Here is a 25,532-nt window from a genome sequence, read left to right as displayed (position 1 = left end):
GGGCTACCCAACCTGCATCCGATTACTCTTCGCTGAACAGGTCGCCGCCGTGCATGTCGATCATTTCCAGCGCCTTGCCGCCGCCGCGCGCCACGCAGGTCAGCGGATCTTCAGCAACAACAACTGGAATACCGGTTTCTTCCATTAACAGACGGTCAAGGTTACGCAACAGCGCACCACCGCCGGTCAGCACCATACCGCGTTCGGAGATGTCAGACGCCAGTTCCGGCGGGCACTGTTCCAGTGCAACCATTACTGCGCTCACGATACCGGTCAGCGGTTCCTGCAGGGCTTCCAGAATCTCGTTGGAGTTCAGGGTAAAGCCGCGCGGAACGCCTTCAGCCAGGTTACGACCGCGAACTTCGATTTCGCGCACTTCGTCACCCGGATAAGCGGAACCGATCTCGTGTTTAATACGTTCTGCGGTCGCTTCACCGATCAGGGAACCGTAGTTACGACGAACATAATTAATGATGGCTTCATCGAAGCGGTCGCCGCCAATACGGACAGAAGAGGAGTAAACCACGCCATTCAGGGAGATAACGGCAACTTCAGTGGTACCGCCACCGATATCCACAACCATTGAACCGGTTGCTTCAGAAACTGGCAGACCCGCACCGATCGCGGCCGCCATCGGCTCTTCGATCAGGAAGACTTCACGAGCACCTGCGCCCTGAGCTGATTCACGGATCGCACGGCGTTCAACCTGAGTTGCTCCAACCGGTACACACACCAGTACGCGCGGGCTTGGGCGCATGAAGCTATTGCTGTGCACTTGCTTGATAAAGTGCTGGAGCATTTTTTCAGTCACGAAGAAGTCAGCGATAACGCCGTCTTTCATTGGGCGAATTGCAGCGATATTGCCCGGCGTACGACCCAGCATCTGCTTCGCATCATGACCTACTGCAGCCACGCTTTTCGGCGAACCGGCACGATCCTGACGAATGGCCACAACAGAAGGCTCATTCAATACGATGCCTTGTCCTTTTACATAAATAAGGGTATTCGCGGTACCCAGGTCAATGGACAGGTCATTGGAAAACATGCCACGAAATTTTTTCAACATACTAAGGGATAATCCTGAAAGCTGGGGCGGAAAACAAAATCCGCTTACTTTACCAACCACACGCAGCAGCGACAAGGCGCAAAAATCATCTGCTACGGTGAAAATTAGTGCAGTTCGTTTCCTTTGTTACAAAACCGGCCTGAGTCCATCAGGGCTGAATAAATCAGCAGCACTCCTCGCTTTTGTTTGCAACCTGTCAAAGGTCATTCACCTGCATGTTTGCTGTTACAACCTGGCGAGCAGGCAAGCACACCCCCAGAAGGCACAGCGCGCGTTATTCTACGTGAAAACAAATTAAACGGCAGGTTAAACCGAGTATCTTTGCGAATATTTTTTCACGTTAGTGTCAAGTGGTTGTGATGCGGCAAAAAAATCCCCTTGCCCACCTGCAACTCCGCGTTCTGTCAGCGTATGCCACTCACTACGCGAACGTACGCCCGTGGCGTAAACCTGTGTGGGTGTTCCCGAACAGGCCTCCACCAGGCTTTGAACCAGAAGCTGATTTTCCGTTCGCTTATCAATGTTCCTCACCAGACTTGGATGCAGCTTCAATAACTCAACGTTAAGCTCTTTGATCCAACTGGTGCTCACCAGCGTTAACCCCGCCTGCGTAACGGCAATACGCACGCCCAGCGCATTCATCAATCTGATGACGGGCTGTAACCGGCTGATATGTTGACAGACATCTGCCTCAGCAAGTTCAATAATTATGCGTTTGCGTAATGATTTTTCGCACTGCATCAGCGTATCACGCAGCCAGCGCTGAAAACGTGGACGAATAAGCGATTCAACCGTTGTCTGCATCGCCAGATTTTCCTGCGGCCAGTAGCCCAAAAGCAGGATCAGACGGCTTATCTGCAAACGGTCATATTCTTCTGCCAGACCAAATTGCAGGACCATCGGCATATATTCCGCCGAAATGACCTCTTCGTTGCCATCAAAAATACGGCACATCAACTCCCGATGGTGCACCCGGCCTTCACGCGTTACGGCAGGCTTTTGATAAATTCTCGGCCCGCCCCGGCTAAGCATCTGTTCGATAAGCGTTCGCCAGCGTACGTTGCCCCGACCTTTTTCCGGCAGCGAGTCATCATAGACCGACCAGCTATTTCCGCCCTGCAATACCGAATTCCGGGTGGCGGCTTCAGCATGATCCATCACTTGCTCCGGCGACTGACCGCTGCGGCAAACGCAAATGCCAATATGAACCATATCGGCACGATCGATCATTTTATTAGCCGGAAGTGCATCTACCGCTTTTAATAATTGCCCGGCAATGCTTTCCGCCTCTTTCAACGTGCGGTGTGGCAGCAGGATAGCAAAATCGCTACGGTGGTAGCGCGCCAGCAACGCGCCCGGATATCGCGTCATAAAAGTCGACAACAAATTGATCAGCGTCGAGATTTGTTCTTCTGCGAGGGTGATTCCCCAGCTATCGCGCAGCAGCGTAAAATCCGGCAGGCGCACCATCATCACGACGCCATGCGAGCCTACTTTTTCCTGATCTTCCAGCAGCGTGGCCAGTTGGTTATCAAAGAACAAGCGGTTGCTTAGCCCGGTTTTTGTATCCTGCGCGACATAGGAACGAATCAGCGTATCCAGGCGGCTGCGTTGCTCGCGGGCATTTTGAATTTCAGTCAGCAGCATATCGAGCGCACTGCTGGTACGCGCAGGCCATTCATAGACCGTTCCCCGCACGTTCGGTCCACGCTCGCCGTTCAGAATACGTGTGGAACGAATCTCCAGCAGTTCCTGACCTGAAAGCTGGCGCTGAAGCCAGCGCACGGACAAAAAGAGCATCAGAATAATGAAAGCAATGGCTATCGTGAGCGGTGCGGTGGTCAGTAGCGAATGGAAATAGTTACCCATTGGATCCTGATAAACCAGACGCAATGACATACCCGGATGCTTGACCAACGGTACGGTAATCTCGCGGTAGAGATTGTTCGTCCCTGCCGGTCGGTAGCTGCTGGTGCGTGAGTGGTCATACACCACATTTCCGCCCTGCAACAGTTCGATGCGCACGATATCAACAGAAACCATCAGCTCATCGATTTGCGGGGTTAACGCAACGACATCTCTGGAGACCAGATGCGTATCAATCGCCGTCGCGACCGCATGAACGCGCGTGGTGAACTTATATTGAATAGCGTTGTAGAAACTCAGCGAACAGCCGATCAGAGTCACGAAGATCGTTAACCCAGTAAGCAGCGTGACAAAAGCTGAAAATTTCGTCGTTAATCGCATCCTTGTGTTAACTCCGACAGTTATGAAACAGGCCTGAAAGTAATAAATCGACTCTAAAATGCAAAACTGAAGGCAAAATCCGTCAATTTATACAAACTGTGAGGGCATACTACCAAATCAGGTATATCTGGCAATTTATTGCGCAGAATCGGCATCATGTTTTGATTAGCGAGTATAGTCTTCATTATTAATTTTCCAATCCACTATACGAATTGAGGACAGGTTATGCAGGCTTTGATCTTAGAACAGCAGGACGGAAAAACCCTCGCATCCGTTCAACCCCTCGACGAAAATCAGCTACCGGAAGGCGATGTGACGGTGGATGTCCACTGGTCAAGCCTGAACTATAAAGACGCCCTGGCTATCACCGGCAAGGGAAAAATCATTCGTAATTTTCCGATGATTCCTGGTATCGATTTCGCCGGTACCGTGCGCGCAAGCGAAGATCCCCGTTTTCATGCGGGTCAGGAGGTTTTACTGACCGGTTGGGGCGTGGGTGAAAATCATTGGGGTGGACTGGCAGAACGCGCACGCGTGAAAGGCGACTGGCTGGTTGCGCTGCCAAAAGGGCTGGATGGACGTAAAGCCATGGTCATCGGTACCGCTGGCTTTACCGCCATGCTTTGCGTCATGGCGCTTGAAGATGCAGGAATTCGTCCGCAAGACGGTGAGATTGTCGTCACAGGCGCCAGCGGAGGCGTGGGCAGCACGGCCGTTGCGTTACTGCATAAGCTGGGTTATCAGGTTGCGGCGGTTTCGGGCCGTGAAAGCACCCACGACTACCTGAAAAGCCTGGGCGCAAACCGTATTCTTGGTCGCGATGAGTTTGCCGAGTCTCGTCCGCTGGAAAAACAGCTGTGGGCTGGCGCGGTGGATACCGTTGGCGACAAAGTTCTGGCGAAAGTCCTCGCGCAGATGAACTACGGCGGCTGTGTTGCTGCCTGCGGTCTGGCGGGCGGTTTCGCTCTGCCAACCACGGTGATGCCATTCATTCTGCGTAACGTTCGTTTGCAAGGAGTGGACTCGGTGATGACCCCGCCGGCACGCCGTGCAGAAGCCTGGGCGCGTCTGGTTAAGGATCTGCCGGAATCTTTCTATGCTCAGGCGGCAACGGAAATTACGCTGGCGGATGCGCCGAAGTTCGCCGATGCCATAATCAATAACCAGGTGCAAGGCCGTACGCTGGTGAAGGTGAAGTAACAGACCCTGGCGCAGAAATTTACACTTAATTAACGAAATTTCGCGGCACATCTACAGACTCCCTGCCATATTAACTACGCGTCCCCTGTCAGTTATGACGCGTAAGCCGGGAGTCTGTTATGAAGAAATTACGTCCATTTACAGAAGCCGACGTCACTGACGAGTCGGCTTTTTTTATGCAGCGTCGCCAGGTGCTGAAAGCATTAGGGATCAGCGCAGCCGCGTTGTCTTTACCCCACTCTGCGCAGGCTGACCTTCTGAGTTGGTTTAAGGGTAATGACCGCCCGCCCGCGCCCGCAGGAAAGCCGCTTAATTTCAGCAAGCCCGCCGCCTGGCAAAATTCGCTTCCTTTAACCCCAGCGGATAAAGTTTCTGGCTACAACAACTTCTATGAATTCGGTCTCGACAAAGCGGATCCAGCAGCCAACGCGGGTAGCCTGAAAACCGATCCATGGACATTAAAAATCAGTGGTGAGGTCGCCAAACCACTCACTCTCGATCACGACACCTTGACCACCCGTTTCCCGCTGGAGCAACGGATTTACCGGATGCGCTGTGTGGAAGCCTGGTCAATGGTCGTGCCATGGATTGGCTTTCCGTTACATAAACTGTTGGCGCAGGTGGAACCCACCAGCAATGCGAAGTATGTCGCGTTCGAAACGCTGTACGCACCAGAGGAAATGCCGGGACAAAAAGATCGCTTTATTGGCGGCGGGTTGAAGTATCCCTATGTTGAAGGACTGCGTCTGGATGAAGCGATGCACCCACTCACGTTGCTTACAGTGGGGGTTTATGGAAAAGCCCTTCCGCCACAAAATGGCGCGCCCATTCGCTTAATTGTGCCGTGGAAATATGGATTTAAAGGCATTAAGTCGATCGTGAGTATCAAACTCACGCGCGAACGCTCTCCGACAACCTGGAATCTGGCCGCGCCCAATGAATACGGGTTTTATGCCAACGTGAATCCGCATGTCGATCATCCCCGCTGGTCCCAGGCCACCGAGCGTTTTATTGGCGCTGGCGGTATTCTGGACGTACAGCGTCAGCCCACGCTGATGTTTAACGGCTATGCCGAAGAGGTTGCGTCACTGTATCGCGGACTCAATTTGCAGGAGAATTTTTAAGTGCGTCTGACTGCAAAGCACATTACCGGGCTGAAAGTTTGCCTGCATCTTGCCGGTTTTTTGCCGTTTATCTGGCTATTTTGGGCGGTAAATCACGGCGGCCTGAGCGCCGATCCGGTCAAAGATATCCAGCACTTTACCGGTAGGACAGCTCTGAAATTCTTGCTGGCGACCTTGCTGGTCTCTCCACTCGCGCGCTACGCTAAACAGCCATTATTGATACGCACACGTCGCCTGTTAGGGCTATGGTGTTTTGCCTGGGCAACGCTGCATTTAACCAGCTACGCATTACTGGAACTGGGCATTAATAATCTGGCGTTGTTAGGGCGGGAATTAATTACGCGGCCTTATTTAACCTTGGGCATTGCCAGTTGGGTCATATTATTCGCCCTCACCTTAACGTCCACGCAGGCTGCACAGCGAAAGCTGGGTAAAAAATGGCAGTATTTGCATAACTTCGTCTATCTTGTGGCGATCCTGACACCCATACATTATCTGTGGTCGGTTAAAATTATCTCCCCTCAACCGATTATTTATGCAGCGATCGCTGCGGTGCTGTTAGCGTGCCGTTACAAGAAGTTTCGCCAGTGGTGGCGGTAGTTTCACGATATGTGCAGTGCGTTGCAAAACACTGACGATCCGATTTTCTTTACATGTTAACGGTTGATTATCTTCCCTGATAAGACCAGTATTTAGCTGCCAATTGCTACGAAATAGTTATAATGTGCGACTTTGCTATCCCTGGTAGCGTTTTTAAGGCGCTGAAAGGGTGACAATCGCATATTGAAGGTATATTTTGTCTTTTACCCGAAAATGGCAGAAGATAGCCGCACAATGACTAACAAGTCTGGCAATCTCACTTAATGGCAGCAGCGCCCAGTGCAGCGCCTGAGATGCGTGGCATCTTGTCACTCACTGTTATAAAAATGCTATACAGACGGCGGTAAAACGCCTGTCACAATCTCACTAAACAAAGAGTACGGAACCCACTCATGGATATTCGTAAGATTAAAAAACTGATCGAGCTGGTTGAAGAATCAGGCATCTCCGAACTGGAAATTTCTGAAGGCGAAGAATCTGTACGCATCAGCCGTGCAGCGCCAGCTGCAAGTTTTCCGATGATGCAACAGGCTTATGCTGCACCAGTGATGCAGCAACCAGCTCTGTCTAACGCTGTCGCACAAACTGCCTCTCCAAGTATGGAAGCTCCGGCAGCAGCGGAAATCAGTGGTCACATCGTACGCTCCCCAATGGTTGGTACGTTCTACCGCACCCCGAGCCCGGATGCTAAAGCGTTCATCGAAATCGGACAGAAAGTGAATGCGGGCGATACCCTGTGCATCGTTGAAGCCATGAAAATGATGAACCAGATCGAAGCCGACAAATCCGGCGTAGTTAAAGCGATTCTGGTAGAAAGTGGTCAACCGGTAGAATTTGACGAGCCGCTGGTCGTCATCGAATAACGAGGCGAACATGTTGGATAAAATTGTTATCGCCAACCGCGGCGAGATTGCCCTGCGTATTCTTCGTGCCTGTAAAGAACTGGGCATCAAGACTGTCGCTGTGCATTCAAGTGCGGATCGCGATTTAAAACACGTATTGCTGGCGGATGAGACGGTCTGTATCGGCCCGGCTCCGTCCGTAAAAAGCTATCTGAACATCCCGGCTATCATCAGCGCCGCTGAAATCACCGGCGCGGTGGCAATTCACCCGGGCTATGGCTTCCTCTCTGAGAACGCCAACTTTGCTGAGCAGGTAGAGCGTTCTGGCTTTATCTTCATCGGCCCGAAAGCCGACACCATCCGCCTGATGGGCGACAAAGTGTCTGCAATCACCGCGATGAAGAAAGCGGGCGTACCGACAGTCCCAGGCTCTGACGGCCCGCTGGGCGATGACATGGACGCTAACCGCGCTCATGCTAAACGCATCGGCTACCCGGTTATCATCAAAGCCTCCGGCGGCGGCGGCGGTCGCGGTATGCGCGTCGTGCGCAGCGATGCCGAACTGGCACAATCCATCTCCATGACCAAAGCGGAAGCGAAAGCCGCTTTCAATAACGATATGGTCTACATGGAGAAATACCTGGAAAACCCACGCCACATTGAAATTCAGGTGCTGGCTGACGGTCAGGGTAACGCGATTTATCTGGCAGAACGTGACTGCTCCATGCAGCGTCGTCACCAGAAAGTTGTCGAAGAAGCACCAGCGCCGGGCATTACCCCGGAACTGCGTCGCTACATCGGCGAGCGTTGCGCCAAAGCCTGTGTTGATATCGGCTATCGCGGGGCGGGTACTTTCGAGTTCCTGTTCGAAAACGGCGAGTTCTACTTCATTGAGATGAACACCCGTATTCAGGTTGAACACCCGGTAACCGAAATGATCACCGGCGTTGACCTGATCAAAGAGCAGCTGCGCATCGCAGCGGGCCAACCGCTGTCCATCAAGCAGGACGAAGTTGTGGTTAAAGGCCATGCGGTTGAATGCCGTATCAACGCCGAAGACCCGAACACCTTCCTGCCAAGCCCGGGTAAAATCACGCGTTTCCACGCGCCGGGTGGCTTTGGTGTGCGTTGGGAGTCTCATATTTACGCAGGCTACACCGTACCTCCGTACTATGACTCAATGATCGGTAAGCTGATCTGCTATGGCGAAAACCGCGACGTCGCTATCGCCCGTATGAAAAACGCATTGCAGGAACTGATCATCGACGGTATCAAAACCAACGTTGACCTGCAGATCCGTATCATGAATGACGAGCACTTCCAGCACGGTGGAACCAATATCCACTACCTGGAGAAAAAACTCGGACTTCAGGAAAAGTAAGCGTGCGTTAACCGAAAAGGCCGGAAATTCCGGCCTTTTGTTTTTCTCCCCTCCCGCACGTGCCATAAGGTACAATCCCCGCTTTCTTTATCCACAAGGGACAAAAAATGGACGCTCGTTTTGTTCAGGCCCATAAAGAGGCGCGCTGGGCGCTGTGGCTAACCCTTTTATATCTGGTCACATGGTTAGTGGCCGCTTACTTACCTGATTCAACGCTGGGTTTTACCGGCTTACCGCACTGGTTCGAAATGGCCTGCCTGTTAACGCCGCTGGTTTTTATCGTGCTGTGCTGGGCGATGGTAAAGTTTATCTATCGCGACATTCCGTTGGAGGATGACGATGCAGCTTGAAGTTATTTTACCGCTGGTCGCCTATCTTCTGGTGGTATTCGGTCTCTCTGTTTATGCCATGCGTAAGAGAGTTACCGGTACCTTCCTGAATGAATATTTCCTTGGCAGCCGCTCCATGGGCGGGGTCGTGTTAGCGATGACGCTAACGGCAACCTACATTAGCGCCAGCTCGTTTATTGGCGGTCCTGGTGCCGCTTACAAATACGGACTGGGATGGGTGCTGCTGGCGATGATCCAGTTGCCTGCCGTCTGGCTGTCGCTGGGTATTCTCGGCAAGAAGTTCGCGATTCTGGCACGCCGCTATAATGCTGTTACCCTCAACGATATGCTATTTGCGCGCTACCAGAGCCGCCTGCTGGTATGGCTGGCAAGCCTCAGCCTGTTGGTCGCGTTTATCGGGGCAATGACCGTACAGTTTATTGGCGGCGCACGTTTGCTGGAAACCGCAGCGGGTATCCCCTACGAAACCGGTCTGCTGATTTTTGGCGTCAGCATCGCGTTATACACGGCGTTCGGCGGCTTTCGCGCCAGTGTACTGAACGACACCATGCAGGGCATGGTGATGCTGATTGGTACTATCGTTTTGCTGGTCGGCGTCGTTCATGCTGCCGGTGGCCTTAGCAATGCGGTGGTAACCCTGCAGACTATCGACCCTAAACTGGTCTCGCCGCAGGGCGCTGATGACATTTTGTCACCCACGTTTATGACCTCATTCTGGGTGTTAGTATGCTTTGGCGTGATTGGCCTACCGCATACCGCGGTACGCTGCATCTCTTATAAAGACAGTAAAGCGGTACACCGCGGCATTATCATCGGCACCATCGTAGTGGCGATCCTGATGTTTGGTATGCATCTGGCGGGTGCCCTGGGACGGGCGGTCATCCCTGACCTGACGGTACCGGATCTGGTTATCCCTACGCTGATGGTCAAAGTCCTGCCGCCGGTCGCTGCCGGGATTTTCCTCGCCGCACCTATGGCTGCGATTATGTCGACGATCAATGCCCAATTGCTGCAAAGTTCCGCTACGATCATTAAGGATCTGTACCTGAACCTTCGCCCGGAACAGCTGGAAAACGAAACCCGGCTGAAACGCATGTCGGCAGTGATTACCCTGCTGTTGGGCGCGTTACTGTTGCTGGCCGCCTGGAAACCGCCAGAGATGATTATCTGGCTGAATCTGCTGGCGTTTGGCGGGCTGGAAGCCGTCTTCCTGTGGCCTCTGGTGCTGGGCCTCTATTGGGAGCGGGCAAACGCGTCAGGCGCATTGAGCGCGATGATTGTCGGCGGCGTGCTTTATGCTCTACTCGCCACCTTTAACGTTCAGTTCCTGGGCTTCCACCCAATCGTGCCCTCGTTACTGATAAGCTTGCTGGCTTTCCTGATAGGCAACCGTTTCGGTTCCGCCGTCCCGCAAGCCGCCATATTGACTACTGATAAATAAAGAGTTTTGCCATGCCATGGATCCAACTGAAACTGAACACGACCGGTGCCAACGCTGAAGAGTTGAGCGATGCGCTGATGGAAGCGGGCTCCGTTTCCATTACTTTCCAGGATACGCATGATACGCCGGTGTTTGAACCTCTGCCGGGCGAGACTCGCCTGTGGGGTGATACCGACGTTATCGGCTTGTTCGATGCAGAAACCGACATGAAAGAAGTGGTTGCCATCCTGGAACAGCATCCGCTGCTGGGTGAAGGCTTCGCGCATAAAATCGAACAGCTCGAAGACAAAGACTGGGAACGCGAATGGATGGATAACTTCCACCCGATGCGCTTTGGTGAACGTCTGTGGATTTGCCCAAGCTGGCGCGATGTCCCGGATGAGAATGCTGTCAACGTGATGCTGGACCCGGGTCTGGCATTTGGCACAGGCACGCACCCCACTACCTCTCTGTGCCTGCAATGGCTGGACGGTCTTGATCTTAACGGTAAAACGGTTATCGACTTTGGCTGCGGCTCCGGCATTCTTGCCATTGCGGCACTGAAGCTGGGTGCGGCGAAAGCCATTGGCGTGGATATCGACCCGCAGGCGATTCAGGCCAGCCGTGATAACGCCCAGCGTAATGGTGTTTCTGAGCGTCTGGAGCTTTATCTGCCGAAAGACCAGCCAGAGGCGATGAAAGCCGACGTGGTGGTCGCCAACATCCTTGCTGGCCCATTACGTGAACTGGCTCCGTTAATCAGCGTACTGCCCGTTGAGGGCGGTTTGCTTGGGCTTTCTGGTATTCTTGCCAGCCAGGCGGAAAGCGTCTGTGAAGCCTATGCCGATCTCTTTACGCTCGATCCGGTTATAGAGAAAGAAGAGTGGTGTCGTATTACCGGCCAGAAAAAATAATCCCTTCCGGCGTGGTTATCTGACCACGCCATTTTCAGACAATTGACCAGCATACCGACACTTTCCTCAGCGATATAATAATCAATTGATTTTGTTATTTTTTATATTGAGTTTCGTTGAGTAAACGTATGCGTTTCAACTGTTTTACAACAACTTTGCTGGCAGCATGCATGATGCCACTGACCACGCTGGCCGTACCATGGGGATATACCGAAGAAAACGGCCCCGCACGATGGGGAGAAATCAGCAAAGCGTATGCAACGTGCCAGACAGGCATAAACCAATCCCCCATAGACATCCAGACCACCACAACCAGTAAACTCGGTCTCCCCGCGCTAAACATGCAGTACGTCGATGGCCCAACTAGATTTCGGAGCATTAACCATACGTTGCAAGCAACGATGAGTAGTTACGCATCTAATTCTATTGAAATTGATGAAACGCTTTATTATTTAAAACAATTTGATTTTCACGCCCCGAGTGAACATACCCTCAACGGTAAAACCTATCCGCTGGAGATGCAGTTGCTCCACAAAAATCAATCCGGAGACATTGCTATTGTGGCGGTTATGTTTGACGTGGGTGAACAGAACCAGGCGATTCAAAATTTGTGGGAGTCCTTTCCAACCATGGAGGACAGCAGCATGGACATCTTCTCGCCGGTCGATATCCACCAGCTTTTACCCGACAATAAAACCTACTGGCGCTACCGTGGTTCGTTAACAACACCTCCCTGCACCGAAGGCGTCACCTGGTCTGTCCTGAAAACGCCTGTTGCTCTTTCTGCCGAACAGTTGGATAAATTTCACTACATTGTTGGGCCAGCAAACAATCGCCCGCTGCAGCCGTTGAATGAACGCAAGATTACGGACAGCTATTCTGGGGATACCGAGATCCTGTACTAAAATGAGGTAGCGATCACACAATGACGAGGTAATTTGCTGATTAATTCAGCAGAATATCTTGTCAGTACCGTCTGCAGCTGAAGAAAAAATGAGAAGTTACGCAAAATTATATGTGTATATAAAATCGACACATTTTTATAATGCGATGATTTATATGATTAAATATTTTCATGCGTTCACATTTACGGCAATTCATTGATCCACCTCAGTGGATTGGTCAAAGTTTGGCCTTTCATCTCGTGCGAAAAATGCGTAATATACGCCGCCTTGCAGTCACAGTATGGTCATTTCTTAACTCATGCGCATCGGACAATACCAGCTCAGAAATCGCCTGATCGCAGCACCTATGGCTGGCATCACTGACAGACCATTCAGGACGCTGTGCTATGAGATGGGAGCAGGATTGACAGTATCCGAGATGATGTCTTCTAACCCGCAGGTTTGGGAAAGTGACAAGTCTCGTTTACGGATGGTGCACGTTGATGAGCCAGGAATTCGCACGGTGCAAATTGCCGGTAGCGACCCTGTTGAGATGGCCGATGCCGCACGTATTAACGTGGAAAGCGGCGCCCAGATTATTGATATCAATATGGGGTGTCCGGCTAAAAAAGTGAATCGCAAGCTCGCAGGTTCAGCCCTCTTGCAGTACCCGGATTTAGTGAAATCGATACTAACCGAGGTCGTCAATGCAGTGGACGTTCCTGTCACACTCAAGATTCGCACCGGCTGGGCTCCGGAACACCGTAACTGCGTAGAGATTGCCCAACTGGCTGAAGACTGTGGCATTCAGGCTCTGACCATTCATGGACGCACCCGCGCCTGTTTGTTCAATGGAGATGCTGAGTACGACAGTATTCGGGCAGTTAAGCAGAAAGTTTCCATTCCGATTATCGCGAATGGCGACATTACTGACCCGCATAAAGCCAGAGCTGTACTCGACTATACGGGGGCGGATGCCCTGATGATAGGACGTGCAGCTCAGGGAAGACCCTGGATCTTTCGGGAAATCCAGCATTATCTGGACACTGGGGAGCTGCTGCCCCCGCTGCCTATGGCAGAGGTGAAGCGCTTGCTTTGTGCGCACATTCGGGAACTGCACGACTTTTATGGTCAGGCAAAAGGGTACCGAATTGCGCGTAAACACGTATCCTGGTATCTCCAGGAACACGCTCCGGATGACCAGTTTCGGCGCACATTCAACGCCATTGAAGATTCCAGCGAACAGCTGGCGGCGTTGGAGGCATACTTCGAAAATTTTGCGTAAACAGAAATAAAGAGCTGACAGAACTATGTTCGAACAACGCGTAAATTCTGACGTACTGACCGTTTCTACCGTTAACTCTCAGGACCAGGTAACTCAAAAGCCCCTGCGTGACTCGGTTAAACAGGCACTGAAGAACTATTTTGCTCAATTGAATGGTCAGGATGTTAACGATCTCTATGAGCTGGTACTGGCTGAAGTAGAACAGCCCCTGTTGGACATGGTGATGCAATACACCCGCGGTAACCAGACCCGTGCTGCCCTGATGATGGGCATCAACCGTGGTACGCTGCGTAAAAAACTGAAAAAATACGGCATGAACTGATACTAATCAGTTAAATGTTTGTTTTAAAAGGCGCTACTCGGCATGGGGAAGCGCCTTTTTTATTAACGTCACACGGGAGGCTTTGGCGGTGAACGCAAGATGTGAACCTGTCTATTTTGGCGATGAATCTAAAAAGATAATCCTGGGTGATGCTCTGACCGAACTGAAAAAGCTGCCGTCTGAAAGCATCGATCTCATTTTTGCCGACCCTCCTTATAATATCGGTAAAGACTTTGATGGGATGGTGGAATCCTGGAATGAAGAGGCTTTTCTGGCTTGGCTGTTTGAGTGCATTGACGAGTGCCATCGCATTCTCAAACCGCACGGTACCATGTACATCATGAACAGTACGGAGAACATGCCGTATATTGACCTCAAATGCCGCCAGCTCTTTACTATCAAGAGCCGTATCGTGTGGTCATACGATAGCTCAGGGGTACAAGCCAAAAATTACTTTGGTTCGATGTATGAACCGATCCTGATGATGGTAAAAGATCAGAAAAACTATACGTTTAATCGTGATGATATTCTGGTTGAAGCCAAAACTGGTGCCAAACGCGCACTGATAGACTACAGAAAGAATCCGCCTCAACCTTACAACCAGAAAAAAGTACCGGGCAATGTCTGGGAGTTTCCACGCGTTCGTTATCTGATGGACGAATACGAAAATCACCCGACTCAAAAGCCCAAAGCCCTCCTCGAACGCATCATTCTGGCGTCCTCCAGCCCTGATGACAAGGTACTGGATCCCTTTGCCGGTAGCTTCACAACCGGTGCCACCGCCGTGGAATTGGGTCGCAAGTTTGTCGGGATTGAGATCAATACTGAATACGTAAAAATGGGGCTCAGAAGACTGAGTATCGGTTCTCATTTTTCAGAAATTGAGCTTGCCAAGGTGAAAAAACGTAAGACAAAAAACCTGTCTAAAAAGAGTCGATTGACGGCAAAGAGTGGCGATCTTTCAACAAAGTAAAGGCATTGTAAGTCTGCTTTTCAGCTTAAAAATTTCGTGTATATTCCCTGCACGCTTGGGCATGAATACACAGGGTTTAGGAATGATTCGCAAGTATTGGTGGCTGGTTGTTTTTGCGGTCTTCGTTTTTCTTTTTGATGCGCTGCTCATCCAGTGGATAGAGCTGATGACAACAGAGCACGACAAGTGCCGGAATATGAACTCAGTGAATCCCCTTAAGCTGGTCAACTGCGTCGACCTCGAATAGCACCTCAGGTAATGCTTCGACAGCCGTCAGCCTCTGGCGGTAAAAACTATCCGACCTGGTTTTCACTCTGCATTAATTGCATGACGCTACCGTCTGGGCTTAACATTTTTAGTACATTATCAACTAATACTGGAGCTTGCCCATATAGATCATAACTCACTGGATTCATTAACCAGTTTTTTATAATTCCGCTAAAACTACCGTGCAGAATAATGATGATGACATCTAAATCAAGAGTGGTGGCAATCAGATTGTCATCTACACACTTTTGCAGGGAATCACGAATGCTTTGATGACTGATACCTATTTTATCGCGAATAGCCTGCTCAGATATCATATCGTTATGAAATTCACACTTATGATATAAAATCTGCATTAATGCCTGCTGACGAGGGTTCTCTGCAATATATTGTAACCCCACCACAAACTTTTCTCGCAATCGCTGTAAAGGGTTATCACCCCAACGACCAATTAGCTTGTCCTGAATCAGATCGCGTAAAGGTGGTTGTTGTAACCATAGCTCATTAAACAGTTGAGTTTTATTTTCGAAATGCCAATAGAGCGCGCCACGCGTCACGCTGGCGGCATCCGCAATGTCGTTTAGCGTCGTATTGCTTACGCCACGTGCGGCAAACTGTACAATTGCTGTTTCTATCAGGTTCTGCCGCGTTTTGAGGGCATCAGCTTTCGTTTTTCTGGCCATGGTTCCGACTGTCTGAGGTAGGTAGAGAATGATTAACTTTCTTATCTAATATTTGCGATACGGAACAAATGTATCACTTAGCATTTATTTAAACGAGTTCTAAAAAATATTATTACGGACTTCGCACACGAATAAACAAAACGAATACCAACAACAAATATATTCATAAACCAAATGCTTATTTCAATTTGTGTTTATGCGAATCATAGTATTGCTATTAACACCACAATGAAACAGCTGTCGATTAATCTTTTTTTGCTTTTACGTGCCGTGTATCGCGCCCATAAATAAGTATTGCTTACATCGCAAGCTAATAATTTGTAGGATAGCCAACTATTATTTTTCTTGTGCGCGTTATCGCCCCTGCGTTACCCGGTTAATAACGAGCGTTCGGTTTTTTAAGGAATAGAAATGACGAAAAATGCCAGGTTTTCACTCCTGCCCTCATTCATCATCGTCTCCGCAGCATTACTCGCCGGTTGTAACGATCAGGGAGAAACACAAGCTCATCCCACAGAACCGCAGGTGACTGTCCATGTCGTCGAAAAGGCTCCTTTAGCCGTAACGACCGAATTACCCGGGCGCACAACGGCATTCCGAATTGCAGAAGTTCGTCCCCAGGTCAGCGGGATAGTGCTTAAACGGAATTTCACTGAGGGAAGCGATATTGAATCCGGACAGTCACTTTATCAGATCGATCCCGCGACTTATCAGGCTGACTATGACAGCGCCAAAGGTGAACTGGCGAAGAGTGAAGCGGCTGCTGCAATCGCGCATTTAACGGTAAAACGCTATGTGCCGTTGGTTGGCACCAAGTACATCAGCCAGCAAGAGTACGATCAGGCAATTGCTGATGCCCGTCAGGCCGATGCCTCCGTGATCGCGGCAAAAGCGGCGGTCGAAAGCGCGCGTATCAATCTGGCCTACACCAAAGTGACATCGCCAATTAGCGGACGCATCGGTAAATCTAACGTCACCGAAGGTGCATTAGTCACGAATGGCCAGGCTACAGAGCTTGCTACCGTTCAACAGCTCGATCCCATTTACGTCGACGTGACACAGTCCAGTAACGACTTTATGCGCCTCAAACAGTCCGTTGAACAAGGGAGCCTGCATAAAGACAGCGCCAGCAGTACTGTCGAACTGGTAATGGAAAATGGTCAGTCATACCCGCTAAAAGGCTCTTTGCAGTTTTCCGATGTGACGGTTGATGAAAGCACCGGCTCAATCACCCTCAGAGCCGTGTTCCCTAACCCACAGCACACGCTGTTGCCGGGCATGTTTGTGCGCGCACGCATTGATGAAGGCGTCCAGCCGAATGCCATTCTCGTTCCGCAGCAGGGGGTAACGCGTACGCCTCGCGGCGATGCCACCGTAATGGTCGTTAACGACAAGAGTCAGGTTGAGTCTCGCGCAGTCGTTGCCGCACAAGCTATTGGTGACAAGTGGCTCATTAGCGAAGGCCTGCAACCGGGTGACAAAGTTATCGTGAGCGGCTTACAGAAAGCACGTCCAGGCGTTCAGGTTAAAGCAACCGCCGATACCGAAACCCCTGCCACGAAAGCCCAATAAGGTAACCGGACATGGCTAACTTTTTTATCAGGCGTCCTATCTTTGCCTGGGTATTGGCTATCATTCTGATGATGGCGGGTGCTCTGGCAATCATGCAACTGCCCGTGGCACAGTACCCGACCATTGCGCCTCCTGCGGTCGCTATTTCTGCCACCTACCCTGGTGCGGATGCACAGACGGTTCAGGATACAGTCACACAGGTTATCGAACAGAATATGAATGGTATCGATAACCTGATGTATATGTCCTCCACCAGCGACTCGGCCGGGAGTGTGACTATTACGCTGACTTTCCAGTCCGGTACCGATCCCGATATCGCGCAAGTGCAGGTGCAAAATAAACTGCAGCTCGCCACTCCGCTACTGCCGCAAGAAGTTCAGCAGCAAGGGATCAGCGTCGAGAAATCCAGCAGCAGCTTTTTGATGGTCGCGGGCTTTGTTTCTGACAACCCACAAACCACACAGGATGACATTTCCGATTACGTCGCCTCGAACGTTAAAGACTCAATCAGCCGTCTGAATGGCGTGGGTGACGTGCAGCTGTTTGGTGCACAGTACGCCATGCGTATCTGGCTGGATGCAAACTTATTGAATAAATATCAGCTCACGCCGGTTGATGTGATCAATCAGTTGAAGGTACAGAACGATCAGATTGCCGCAGGTCAGTTAGGGGGGACGCCTGCATTACCTAACCAGCAGCTGAACGCCTCTATCATTGCGCAAACGCGACTGAAAGACCCTGAAGAGTTCGGCAAAGTGACTTTACGCGTGAACAGCGATGGTTCGGTTGTTCACCTGAAAGACGTCGCGCGTATCGAGTTGGGCGGGGAAAACTACAACGTCGTGGCGCGTATTAACGGTAAGCCTGCATCCGGCCTTGGGATCAAGCTGGCAACCGGGGCAAACGCGCTGGATACCGCGAACGCTATTAAAGCCAAGCTGGTTGAACTGCAACCATTCTTCCCGCAGGGAATGAAGGTGGTCTACCCGTACGACACGACGCCATTTGTGACCATCTCCATTCATGAAGTGGTAAAAACGCTGTTTGAAGCGATCGTGCTGGTGTTCCTGGTCATGTATTTGTTCCTGCAAAACATCCGGGCAACGCTCATTCCGACCATCGCCGTACCTGTCGTATTGTTGGGCACATTTGCCGTGCTTGCTGCGTTTGGCTACTCAATAAACACCCTGACGATGTTCGGCATGGTGCTCGCCATCGGTCTATTGGTCGATGATGCGATAGTGGTGGTAGAAAACGTGGAACGCGTGATGATGGAGGATCATCTGCCGCCCAAAGAGGCGACGGAAAAATCCATGTCACAAATACAGGGAGCACTGGTTGGTATTGCTATGGTGCTGTCTGCGGTATTTATCCCGATGGCCTTCTTTGGCGGTTCAACCGGGGCTATCTATCGGCAGTTTTCCATCACCATCGTTTCCGCCATGGCGCTTTCAGTACTGGTCGCGCTGATCCTGACTCCCGCACTTTGTGCAACGCTGCTGAAGCCCGTATCAGCTGAACATCACGAGAAAAGAAGCGGTTTCTTTGGCTGGTTTAATGCCAAATTCGATCACAGCGTCAATCACTACACCAATAGCGTCAGCGGTATTGTGCGTAAAACTGGGCGTTACCTGGTCGTCTACCTGATAATCGTCATCGGGATGGCGGTGCTGTTTATGCGCCTGCCAACATCCTTCCTGCCGGAGGAAGATCAGGGCGTCTTCCTGACGATGATTCAACTTCCTGCAGGCGCCACGCAAGAACGCACCCAGAAGGTGCTGGATCAGGTCACCCACTACTACCTGAACAATGAAAAAGCCAACGTTGAAAGCGTCTTTACGGTTAACGGCTTTAGCTTCAGCGGCCAGGGGCAAAACTCAGGGATGGCGTTCGTCAGCCTCAAGCCCTGGGAAGAACGTAGCGGTAACGAAAATAACGTTGAATCAATTATCGCCCGCGCTACCCGAGCGTTTAGTCAGATTCGTGATGGTCTGGTGTTCCCTTTCAACATGCCAGCCATCGTTGAACTGGGTACCGCAACGGGCTTCGACTTCGAGCTGATTGACCAGGGCGGGTTGGGACATGCTGCGCTAACCCAGGCACGTAACCAACTGCTGGGCATGGTTGCCAAACACCCTGACCTGCTGGTTCGTGTGCGTCCAAACGGGCTCGAGGATACCGCACAGTTCAAGCTGGATGTCGATCAGGAGAAAGCGCAAGCGCTTGGTGTCTCACTGTCTGATATCAACGAAACCATCTCAGCTGCGCTGGGCGGCTATTACGTCAATGACTTCATTGACCGTGGCCGCGTGAAAAAAGTGTACGTACAAGCCGATGCCAAGTTCCGTATGTTACCGGAGGACATCAATAATCTGTATGTTCGTAGCGCCAATGGCGAAATGGTTCCATTCTCCACGTTCAGTTCCGCACACTGGATCTACGGCTCACCGCGCCTGGAGCGCTATAACGGTATGCCTTCTATGGAACTGCTGGGAGAAGCAGCGCCTGGCAGAAGTACCGGTGAAGCAATGGCGCTAATGGAAAGCCTGGCGGAAAAACTGCCAAACGGTATTGGTCATGACTGGACGGGGATGTCCTATCAGGAACGACTGTCGGGTAACCAGGCTCCTGCGCTGTATGCCATCTCGCTAATCGTTGTTTTCCTTTGCCTTGCCGCATTGTATGAAAGCTGGTCTATTCCTTTCTCGGTGATGCTGGTTGTACCGCTCGGTGTTGTGGGCGCATTGTTAGCAGCATCACTACGTGGGATGAATAACGATGTGTATTTCCAGGTTGGCTTACTAACTACAATCGGCCTCTCGGCTAAGAACGCCATCCTGATCGTCGAGTTTGCCAAAGACCTGATGGATAAAGAAGGCAAGGGGTTGATTGAAGCGACGCTGGAGGCATCGCGCATGCGTCTTCGTCCTATCCTGATGACATCCCTGGCCTTTATTCTGGGGGTTATGCCTCTGGTTATCAGTCACGGTGCAGGTAGTGGTGCACAGAATGCGGTCGGTACAGGTGTTATGGGAGGAATGCTGACCGCAACATTGTTGGCTATCTTCTTCGTCCCCGTCTTCTTTGTTGTCGTAAGACGGCGTTTTAGTCGGCACAACGATTAATTTGTAAAATAAAGGCGTCTACGGACGCCTTTTTCACCTACGATGCTCCTCTTTATTTATTAGTAAGATAGCCATTTATTTCATTTAAACTATCCCTCTAAATTCGCCTGCAACCTTTCTTTTTATCCATTATTTTTACAATCCACATGAATTGAGATTATTCCTCATGTCAGTCCTTTTTTAAGAAGTGGTAAAATAATCACCGAGTTCGCAGATGGCTTAGCGTTTGTCTTTGCTTAATTAGCGAAACGCTTATTTTGAGGTAACACCATGAAAAGATTAATATCCGTTGCATTGCTTACCGCATTCCTGGCTGGCTGTGCACACGATTCTCCTTGCGTACCTGTATACGACGATCAGGGGCGCCTGGTTCATACCAATACCTGTATGAAAGGCACCACCCAGGATAACTGGGAAACAGCCGGAGCCATCGCCGGTGGTGCTGCAGCCGTTGCCGGACTGACGCTTGGGATTGTCGCCCTGACCAAATAAATCATCTTAAAAGCGCGGTTATTACCGCGCTTTTAGCAACAAGCATAAAATCTACATATAAGACAAAACGTTGCTTAATAGAACCTGACATGTAATAAAATTATTATAGATTTCACTCACACATCCGCGATTTGAAATTAGCATTTTTTCTGTTTTTCGTAACACCACATTTTCTTTTCATTATTCTCACGACATTAATATTAACGCCAGAAATCGTTATCACGCGTCCTGTCTGATTTTTAAATTTTTTGCGCCGAAATGTGGCTTACGTTTCAATTTTGCACCACTTCAGGGCGCTGCATTTATTTTTTCCTGTCTACACTCTGCATATTGCGTCGAATAATCAGGCGCAAAAAACTGGCACTACCTTTGCTTAAAAGAGTATGGCCAAAGCCACTGACAGGTAAAAGACGTTTTCAGAACGTTTCCATAACAATAATTCCTCCACACAGGATGCTCTATGAAAAAGATGATAATCGCCAGCCTGGCTGCGGCCGGTGTGCTGCTTGCTGTTGCAAATCAGGCACATGCCGGCGCAACACTTGATGCCGTAAAGAAAAAAGGGTTTGTGCAATGTGGGATCAGCGACGGCTTGCCTGGCTTTTCTTACGCCGATGCAAGCGGCAAGTTCTCGGGTATTGATGTTGATGTATGTCGTGGCGTTGCCTCCGCCGTATTTGGCGATGATAGCAAAGTAAAATATACCCCGCTCACCGCCAAGGAACGCTTTACCGCATTACAGTCTGGTGAAGTCGACTTGCTCTCTCGTAATACCACGTGGACCTCTTCTCGTGATGCCGGTATGGGCATGTCCTTCACTGGTGTAACGTATTACGACGGCATTGGTTTTCTTACCCACAATAAAGCAGGCCTGAAGAGCGCTAAAGAGCTGGATGGTGCAACGGTCTGTATTCAGGCGGGAACCGATACCGAACTAAACGTGGCCGACTACTTTAAAGCCAACAAGATGAAGTACACCCCCGTCACCTTTGACCGTTCGGATGAATCAGCCAAAGCTCTGGAATCTGGACGTTGCGATACGCTGGCTTCCGACCAGTCTCAGCTGTATGCCCTACGCATCAAGCTGAGCAATCCTGCGGAATGGATCGTCCTGCCAGAAGTTATTTCTAAAGAACCTCTGGGACCTGTCGTACGTCGTGGGGACGATGAGTGGTTCTCCATTGTTCGCTGGACGCTGTTCGCCATGCTAAATGCGGAAGAAATGGGTGTTAACTCGAAAAACGTCGATGAAAAAGCGGCTAATCCAGCAACACCGGATATGGCACACCTGTTGGGTAAAGAAGGGGATTATGGCAAGGATCTGAAGCTTGATAACAAATGGGCCTACAACATTATCAAGCAAGTTGGTAACTATTCGGAGATCTTTGAACGTAACGTTGGATCGGAAAGTCCGCTGAAGATCAAACGTGGACAGAACAACCTCTGGAATAACGGTGGCATTCAATATGCGCCACCGGTGCGCTAATGCGTAGTGATGTAACGGGCGCCGCAACTGCGGCGCTCAGCCCAGAGTCATAGTTACTGAGGTTTTCTTATGTTCCATCGCCGCTCAACCGTAAAAGGATCATTATCCTTTTCTAACCCTGCGGTCCGCGCCTGGTTATTTCAAATACTCGCCGTCATTGCGGTTATCAGCATTGCGGTCTATCTCATTCATAACACGATAAATAACCTGAACAATAGCGGTATTACCTCGGGGTTTTCTTTTCTCGATCGCAGCGCCGGATTTGGCATTGTCCAACATCTGATCGATTACGAGCAAGGCGATACGTATGGTCGTGTCTTTGTGGTCGGCCTGCTCAATACGCTGTTAGTTTCAGCACTGTGCATTGTTTTCGCATCAATTCTCGGTTTCTTTCTCGGGCTGGCACGCCTGTCAGATAACTGGTTATTGCGAAAGCTCTCGACGATCTACATCGAAACGTTCCGCAATATACCGCCGCTGCTGCAGATCTTCTTCTGGTATTTCGCCGTATTACGTAACCTGCCCGGCCCACGCCAGGCCGTTAACGCGCTGGATTTGATGTTCCTGAGTAACCGGGGGCTCTATATTCCGTCCCCGCAAATGGGAGACGGTTTTTTTGCCTTTTGCACCGCTGTTGTTATCGCTATCGTCGTCACCATCGGATTATTTCGCTTCAACAGAATGCATCAGACCAAAACCGGTCAGCTACGTCGGACCTGGCCCACAGCTCTTGCGTTGATCGTACTTTTACCGGTGATTTCACAGTGGATGTTTGGCGCTGCGCTTCACTGGGATATTCCCGCGCTCCGTGGTTTTAACTTCAGTGGCGGTATGGTGCTTATTCCTGAACTGGCGGCACTAACTCTGGCGCTTTCGGTATATACCTCGGCATTTATTGCAGAAATTATTAGGGCAGGCATTCAGGCCGTTCCTTACGGCCAACATGAAGCCGCACGCTCGCTGGGTCTACCAAATCCGGTGACGCTACGCCAGGTAATCATCCCACAGGCGCTACGCGTCATCATTCCCCCACTGACCAGCCAGTACCTGAATATCGTCAAGAACTCTTCTCTTGCAGCCGCCATTGGCTACCCGGACATGGTTTCACTGTTTGCCGGCACGGTACTCAATCAAACAGGGCAAGCCATTGAAACGATCGCCATCACCATGTCGGTATACCTGATCATCAGTCTGAGTATTTCTTTGCTGATGAATATTTATAACCGCCGTATTGCACTGATTGAGCGCTAAGGAGCCATGATGACAAAAGCACTGCTGTCTCACCCCTCGCGCCAGCGCAGCAATCCGGCAAGCCGCAGTCTACTCTGGGTGCGTAAAAACCTGTTCTCCAGTTGGTCAAATAGCCTGCTCACCCTGCTATGCGTATGGCTGATTTGGTCATTTCTTCCACCACTGTTGAACTGGGTATTTTTTCAGGCCAACTGGGTCGGCTCTACCCGGGCAGACTGCACCAAAGCGGGAGCCTGCTGGGTGTTCATTCATGAACGCTTCGGGCAATTCATGTATGGGCTTTATCCCCACGATCAGCGTTGGCGCGTAAATCTGGCCCTGATGATTGGTCTGGTTTCTATTGTTCCGATGTTCTGGAAAACCATTCCTCACCGTGGCCGCTATATCGCCATCTGGGCAGTCATTTATCCGATTGTCGTCTGGTGGCTGATGTACGGTGGTTTTTTCGGGCTTGAACGCGTAGAAACGCGGCAGTGGGGCGGATTAACACTGACGCTTATTATTGCATCCGTGGGGATTGCAGGCGCGCTTCCATGGGGCATTTTACTGGCGTTGGGACGTCGTTCCCATATGCCAGTCGTGCGGGTTTTATCCGTCATTTTCATTGAGTTCTGGCGCGGTGTACCGCTGATTACCGTTCTGTTTATGTCCTCGGTCATGCTTCCTCTGTTTATGTCCGAAGGAACCAGTATCGACAAGCTTATCCGGGCGCTGGTCGGCGTTATTCTTTTCCAGTCGGCCTATGTCGCAGAAGTGGTTCGCGGAGGGTTACAGGCCCTACCAAAAGGTCAGTATGAAGCCGCGGAATCACTGGCGCTAGGTTACTGGAGAACTCAGGGGCTGGTCATTCTTCCGCAAGCCCTCAAGCTGGTTATCCCTGGCCTGGTTAACACGATTATCGCTCTGTTCAAGGATACCAGCCTGGTCATCATCATCGGTCTGTTTGATCTCTTCAGTAGCGTACAGCAGGCAACTGTGGACCCTGCGTGGCTGGGTATGTCGACGGAAGGATATGTTTTTGCCGCACTGATCTACTGGATCTTCTGTTTCAGCATGTCGCGTTACAGCCAGCATCTGGAAAAACGTTTTAACACCGGGCGTACACCGCACTGAGGAATTTATGAGCCAATTATTAATGCCGTCTACCGACTCGATGATTACACTGGAAAACGTCAACAAATGGTACGGACAGTTTCATGTCCTGAAAAACATCAACCTAAAGGTAAAACAGGGAGAGCGCATCGTATTATGCGGGCCTTCCGGTTCGGGTAAATCGACAACTATCCGCTGTATTAACCATCTTGAAGAACATCAGCAAGGACGCATTGTGGTGGATGGGATTGAACTCAATGAAGACATCCGCAATATTGAGCGCGTCCGACAAGAAGTCGGCATGGTCTTTCAGCACTTTAATCTCTTTCCTCATTTAACTGTCTTGCAAAACTGCACGCTGGCGCCTATCTGGGTGCAAAAGATGCCGAAAAAAGAGGCTGAAGTACTGGCAATGCACTACCTTGAGCGGGTCCGCATTGCCGAACATGCACATAAATATCCCGGGCAAATCTCTGGTGGACAACAACAGCGCGTGGCCATTGCACGCTCGCTGTGTATGAAACCCAAAATCATGTTATTTGATGAACCCACATCAGCGTTGGATCCTGAAATGGTAAAAGAAGTGCTGGATACCATGATAGGTCTGGCGCAATCGGGTATGACCATGCTATGTGTAACCCATGAAATGGGCTTTGCCCGCACAGTAGCTGACCGGGTGATCTTTATGGATCTTGGCGAGATTGTGGAACAGGCACCACCGGATGAGTTTTTTGCTCACCCCAAATCGGAACGCACTCGCGCGTTTTTATCGCAGGTTATTCATTAAATATATATGCCGGATACAGTTCCGGCTGATTTTCGCGTATAAATGCAAAAAGGCCATCCGAAAGGATGGCCTTTTCACTTATTTGATGTCTGGCAGTTCCCTACTCTCGCATGGGGAGACCCCACACTACCATCGGCGCTACGGCGTTTCACTTCTGAGTTCGGCATGG

The 25,532-nt window shown here is 50.6% G+C and carries 23 protein-coding genes and 1 rRNA gene; 20 read left to right on the top strand and 4 right to left on the bottom strand.

Annotation, left to right across the window (positions count from 1 at the left end; genetic code table 11):
• Positions 1-22: 22 nt before the first annotated feature.
• Positions 23-1,066: a rod shape-determining protein MreB gene (gene mreB, locus OGY06_RS01125; protein ID WP_000913396.1), complete on the bottom strand. Its 1,044-nt coding sequence runs from the start codon at positions 1,064-1,066 to the stop codon at positions 23-25.
• Between the two features lie 306 nt (positions 1,067-1,372).
• Positions 1,373-3,313: an RNase E specificity factor CsrD gene (gene csrD, locus OGY06_RS01120; protein WP_048236872.1), complete on the bottom strand. Its 1,941-nt coding sequence runs from the start codon at positions 3,311-3,313 to the stop codon at positions 1,373-1,375.
• A 225-nt stretch (positions 3,314-3,538) separates the two neighbouring features.
• Between csrD and acuI the strand changes: the two genes are divergently transcribed.
• The 13 genes from acuI (at position 3,539) to OGY06_RS01055 (ending at position 14,855) form a co-directional block, all read left to right on the top strand.
• Positions 3,539-4,513, top strand: coding sequence for an acrylyl-CoA reductase (NADPH) (gene acuI / locus OGY06_RS01115; protein ID WP_003828832.1), 975 nt, complete (start codon positions 3,539-3,541; stop codon positions 4,511-4,513).
• A 119-nt stretch (positions 4,514-4,632) separates the two neighbouring features.
• Positions 4,633-5,637: a protein-methionine-sulfoxide reductase catalytic subunit MsrP gene (msrP, locus tag OGY06_RS01110; protein WP_193134769.1), complete on the top strand. Its 1,005-nt coding sequence runs from the start codon at positions 4,633-4,635 to the stop codon at positions 5,635-5,637.
• Positions 5,638-6,237 carry a protein-methionine-sulfoxide reductase heme-binding subunit MsrQ gene (msrQ, locus tag OGY06_RS01105; RefSeq protein WP_003828835.1) on the top strand — a complete coding sequence of 200 codons (600 nt, stop codon included), beginning with the start codon at positions 5,638-5,640 and terminating at the stop codon, positions 6,235-6,237.
• 392 nt (positions 6,238-6,629) lie between these two features.
• The gene (gene accB, locus OGY06_RS01100) at positions 6,630-7,100 is read left to right on the top strand and encodes an acetyl-CoA carboxylase biotin carboxyl carrier protein (protein WP_003025210.1); all 471 of its coding nucleotides are present in this window, start codon (positions 6,630-6,632) and stop codon (positions 7,098-7,100) included.
• Between the two features lie 10 nt (positions 7,101-7,110).
• Positions 7,111-8,460, top strand: coding sequence for an acetyl-CoA carboxylase biotin carboxylase subunit (accC, locus tag OGY06_RS01095; RefSeq protein WP_003828838.1), 1,350 nt, complete (start codon positions 7,111-7,113; stop codon positions 8,458-8,460).
• A 107-nt stretch (positions 8,461-8,567) separates the two neighbouring features.
• Positions 8,568-8,810, top strand: a complete 243-nt coding sequence (locus OGY06_RS01090) for a YhdT family protein (protein ID WP_003828839.1) — start codon at positions 8,568-8,570, stop codon at positions 8,808-8,810.
• On the top strand, positions 8,800-10,251 hold the full coding sequence (gene panF / locus OGY06_RS01085) for a sodium/pantothenate symporter (protein ID WP_191222090.1): 1,452 nt from the start codon (positions 8,800-8,802) through the stop codon (positions 10,249-10,251). Before OGY06_RS01090 ends, panF begins: the two co-directional genes overlap by 11 nt.
• Positions 10,252-10,262: 11 nt before the next feature.
• A complete protein-coding gene (gene prmA / locus OGY06_RS01080; protein ID WP_003025221.1) occupies positions 10,263-11,144 on the top strand; it encodes a 50S ribosomal protein L11 methyltransferase in 882 nt (293 codons plus the stop codon).
• Positions 11,145-11,314: 170 nt separating this feature from the next.
• Positions 11,315-12,049 (top strand): carbonic anhydrase, encoded by a 735-nt coding sequence (locus OGY06_RS01075; protein ID WP_226804259.1) that lies wholly within the window; start codon positions 11,315-11,317, stop codon positions 12,047-12,049.
• A 298-nt stretch (positions 12,050-12,347) separates the two neighbouring features.
• Complete coding sequence (gene dusB, locus OGY06_RS01070; protein WP_032934195.1) at positions 12,348-13,313, top strand: tRNA dihydrouridine synthase DusB; 966 nt, start codon at positions 12,348-12,350, stop codon at positions 13,311-13,313.
• Positions 13,314-13,338: 25 nt separating this feature from the next.
• Positions 13,339-13,635 (top strand): DNA-binding transcriptional regulator Fis, encoded by a 297-nt coding sequence (fis, locus tag OGY06_RS01065; RefSeq protein ID WP_000462905.1) that lies wholly within the window; start codon positions 13,339-13,341, stop codon positions 13,633-13,635.
• An 88-nt stretch (positions 13,636-13,723) separates the two neighbouring features.
• Entirely contained in the window at positions 13,724-14,608 is an 885-nt protein-coding gene (gene yhdJ, locus OGY06_RS01060) for an adenine-specific DNA-methyltransferase (RefSeq protein ID WP_003828849.1), read from the top strand.
• 82 nt (positions 14,609-14,690) lie between these two features.
• The gene (locus OGY06_RS01055) at positions 14,691-14,855 is read left to right on the top strand and encodes a DUF2556 family protein (RefSeq protein ID WP_003025279.1); all 165 of its coding nucleotides are present in this window, start codon (positions 14,691-14,693) and stop codon (positions 14,853-14,855) included.
• Positions 14,856-14,901: 46 nt separating this feature from the next.
• Here OGY06_RS01055 and envR read toward each other — a convergent pair whose 3' ends face one another.
• Positions 14,902-15,558: an acrEF/envCD operon transcriptional regulator gene (gene envR / locus OGY06_RS01050; RefSeq protein WP_003828851.1), complete on the bottom strand. Its 657-nt coding sequence runs from the start codon at positions 15,556-15,558 to the stop codon at positions 14,902-14,904.
• A 411-nt stretch (positions 15,559-15,969) separates the two neighbouring features.
• Here envR and OGY06_RS01045 point away from each other — a divergent pair, with 411 nt between their 5' ends.
• The 7 genes from OGY06_RS01045 (at position 15,970) to OGY06_RS01015 (ending at position 25,363) form a co-directional block, all read left to right on the top strand.
• The gene (locus OGY06_RS01045; RefSeq protein WP_003828853.1) at positions 15,970-17,130 is read left to right on the top strand and encodes an efflux RND transporter periplasmic adaptor subunit; all 1,161 of its coding nucleotides are present in this window, start codon (positions 15,970-15,972) and stop codon (positions 17,128-17,130) included.
• A gap of 11 nt (positions 17,131-17,141) precedes the next feature.
• Positions 17,142-20,255 (top strand): efflux RND transporter permease subunit, encoded by a 3,114-nt coding sequence (locus OGY06_RS01040; protein WP_008785975.1) that lies wholly within the window; start codon positions 17,142-17,144, stop codon positions 20,253-20,255.
• Between the two features lie 270 nt (positions 20,256-20,525).
• Positions 20,526-20,747: a lipoprotein gene (locus OGY06_RS01035; RefSeq protein ID WP_003025292.1), complete on the top strand. Its 222-nt coding sequence runs from the start codon at positions 20,526-20,528 to the stop codon at positions 20,745-20,747.
• A gap of 460 nt (positions 20,748-21,207) precedes the next feature.
• Positions 21,208-22,233 (top strand): amino acid ABC transporter substrate-binding protein, encoded by a 1,026-nt coding sequence (locus OGY06_RS01030; protein WP_003828858.1) that lies wholly within the window; start codon positions 21,208-21,210, stop codon positions 22,231-22,233.
• Positions 22,234-22,302: 69 nt separating this feature from the next.
• Positions 22,303-23,484 carry an amino acid ABC transporter permease gene (locus tag OGY06_RS01025; RefSeq protein WP_206160138.1) on the top strand — a complete coding sequence of 394 codons (1,182 nt, stop codon included), beginning with the start codon at positions 22,303-22,305 and terminating at the stop codon, positions 23,482-23,484.
• A 9-nt stretch (positions 23,485-23,493) separates the two neighbouring features.
• Positions 23,494-24,597 (top strand): amino acid ABC transporter permease, encoded by a 1,104-nt coding sequence (locus OGY06_RS01020; RefSeq protein ID WP_003828862.1) that lies wholly within the window; start codon positions 23,494-23,496, stop codon positions 24,595-24,597.
• Positions 24,598-24,604: 7 nt separating this feature from the next.
• Positions 24,605-25,363, top strand: coding sequence for an amino acid ABC transporter ATP-binding protein (locus OGY06_RS01015; protein WP_126317321.1), 759 nt, complete (start codon positions 24,605-24,607; stop codon positions 25,361-25,363).
• Positions 25,364-25,450: 87 nt separating this feature from the next.
• Here OGY06_RS01015 and rrf read toward each other — a convergent pair.
• Positions 25,451-25,532, bottom strand: a 5S ribosomal RNA gene (gene rrf, locus OGY06_RS23250); the annotation flags it as partial.

Source organism: Citrobacter sp. Cpo147 (genome assembly GCF_030332405.1).
In the GTDB taxonomy this organism is placed as follows: domain Bacteria; phylum Pseudomonadota; class Gammaproteobacteria; order Enterobacterales; family Enterobacteriaceae; genus Citrobacter; species Citrobacter portucalensis.
This window is presented reverse-complemented; position numbering and strand designations above follow the sequence as displayed.

What these genes read in the sequence shown, in the direction of transcription:
- mreB (WP_000913396.1), bottom strand. Translation starts at nt 1,066, where the DNA reads ATGTTGAAAAAATTTCGTGGCATGTTTTCCAATGACCTGTCCATTGAC.
- csrD (WP_048236872.1), bottom strand. Translation starts at nt 3,313, where the DNA reads ATGCGATTAACGACGAAATTTTCAGCTTTTGTCACGCTGCTTACTGGG.
- acuI (WP_003828832.1), top strand. Translation starts at nt 3,539, where the DNA reads ATGCAGGCTTTGATCTTAGAACAGCAGGACGGAAAAACCCTCGCATCC.
- msrP (WP_193134769.1), top strand. Translation starts at nt 4,633, where the DNA reads ATGAAGAAATTACGTCCATTTACAGAAGCCGACGTCACTGACGAGTCG.
- accB (WP_003025210.1), top strand. Translation starts at nt 6,630, where the DNA reads ATGGATATTCGTAAGATTAAAAAACTGATCGAGCTGGTTGAAGAATCA.
- accC (WP_003828838.1), top strand. Translation starts at nt 7,111, where the DNA reads ATGTTGGATAAAATTGTTATCGCCAACCGCGGCGAGATTGCCCTGCGT.
- OGY06_RS01090 (WP_003828839.1), top strand. Translation starts at nt 8,568, where the DNA reads ATGGACGCTCGTTTTGTTCAGGCCCATAAAGAGGCGCGCTGGGCGCTG.
- panF (WP_191222090.1), top strand. Translation starts at nt 8,800, where the DNA reads ATGCAGCTTGAAGTTATTTTACCGCTGGTCGCCTATCTTCTGGTGGTA.
- prmA (WP_003025221.1), top strand. Translation starts at nt 10,263, where the DNA reads ATGCCATGGATCCAACTGAAACTGAACACGACCGGTGCCAACGCTGAA.
- OGY06_RS01075 (WP_226804259.1), top strand. Translation starts at nt 11,315, where the DNA reads ATGATGCCACTGACCACGCTGGCCGTACCATGGGGATATACCGAAGAA.
- dusB (WP_032934195.1), top strand. Translation starts at nt 12,348, where the DNA reads ATGCGCATCGGACAATACCAGCTCAGAAATCGCCTGATCGCAGCACCT.
- fis (WP_000462905.1), top strand. Translation starts at nt 13,339, where the DNA reads ATGTTCGAACAACGCGTAAATTCTGACGTACTGACCGTTTCTACCGTT.
- OGY06_RS01055 (WP_003025279.1), top strand. Translation starts at nt 14,691, where the DNA reads ATGATTCGCAAGTATTGGTGGCTGGTTGTTTTTGCGGTCTTCGTTTTT.
- envR (WP_003828851.1), bottom strand. Translation starts at nt 15,558, where the DNA reads ATGGCCAGAAAAACGAAAGCTGATGCCCTCAAAACGCGGCAGAACCTG.
- OGY06_RS01045 (WP_003828853.1), top strand. Translation starts at nt 15,970, where the DNA reads ATGACGAAAAATGCCAGGTTTTCACTCCTGCCCTCATTCATCATCGTC.
- OGY06_RS01040 (WP_008785975.1), top strand. Translation starts at nt 17,142, where the DNA reads ATGGCTAACTTTTTTATCAGGCGTCCTATCTTTGCCTGGGTATTGGCT.
- OGY06_RS01035 (WP_003025292.1), top strand. Translation starts at nt 20,526, where the DNA reads ATGAAAAGATTAATATCCGTTGCATTGCTTACCGCATTCCTGGCTGGC.
- OGY06_RS01030 (WP_003828858.1), top strand. Translation starts at nt 21,208, where the DNA reads ATGAAAAAGATGATAATCGCCAGCCTGGCTGCGGCCGGTGTGCTGCTT.
- OGY06_RS01025 (WP_206160138.1), top strand. Translation starts at nt 22,303, where the DNA reads ATGTTCCATCGCCGCTCAACCGTAAAAGGATCATTATCCTTTTCTAAC.
- OGY06_RS01020 (WP_003828862.1), top strand. Translation starts at nt 23,494, where the DNA reads ATGACAAAAGCACTGCTGTCTCACCCCTCGCGCCAGCGCAGCAATCCG.
- OGY06_RS01015 (WP_126317321.1), top strand. Translation starts at nt 24,605, where the DNA reads ATGAGCCAATTATTAATGCCGTCTACCGACTCGATGATTACACTGGAA.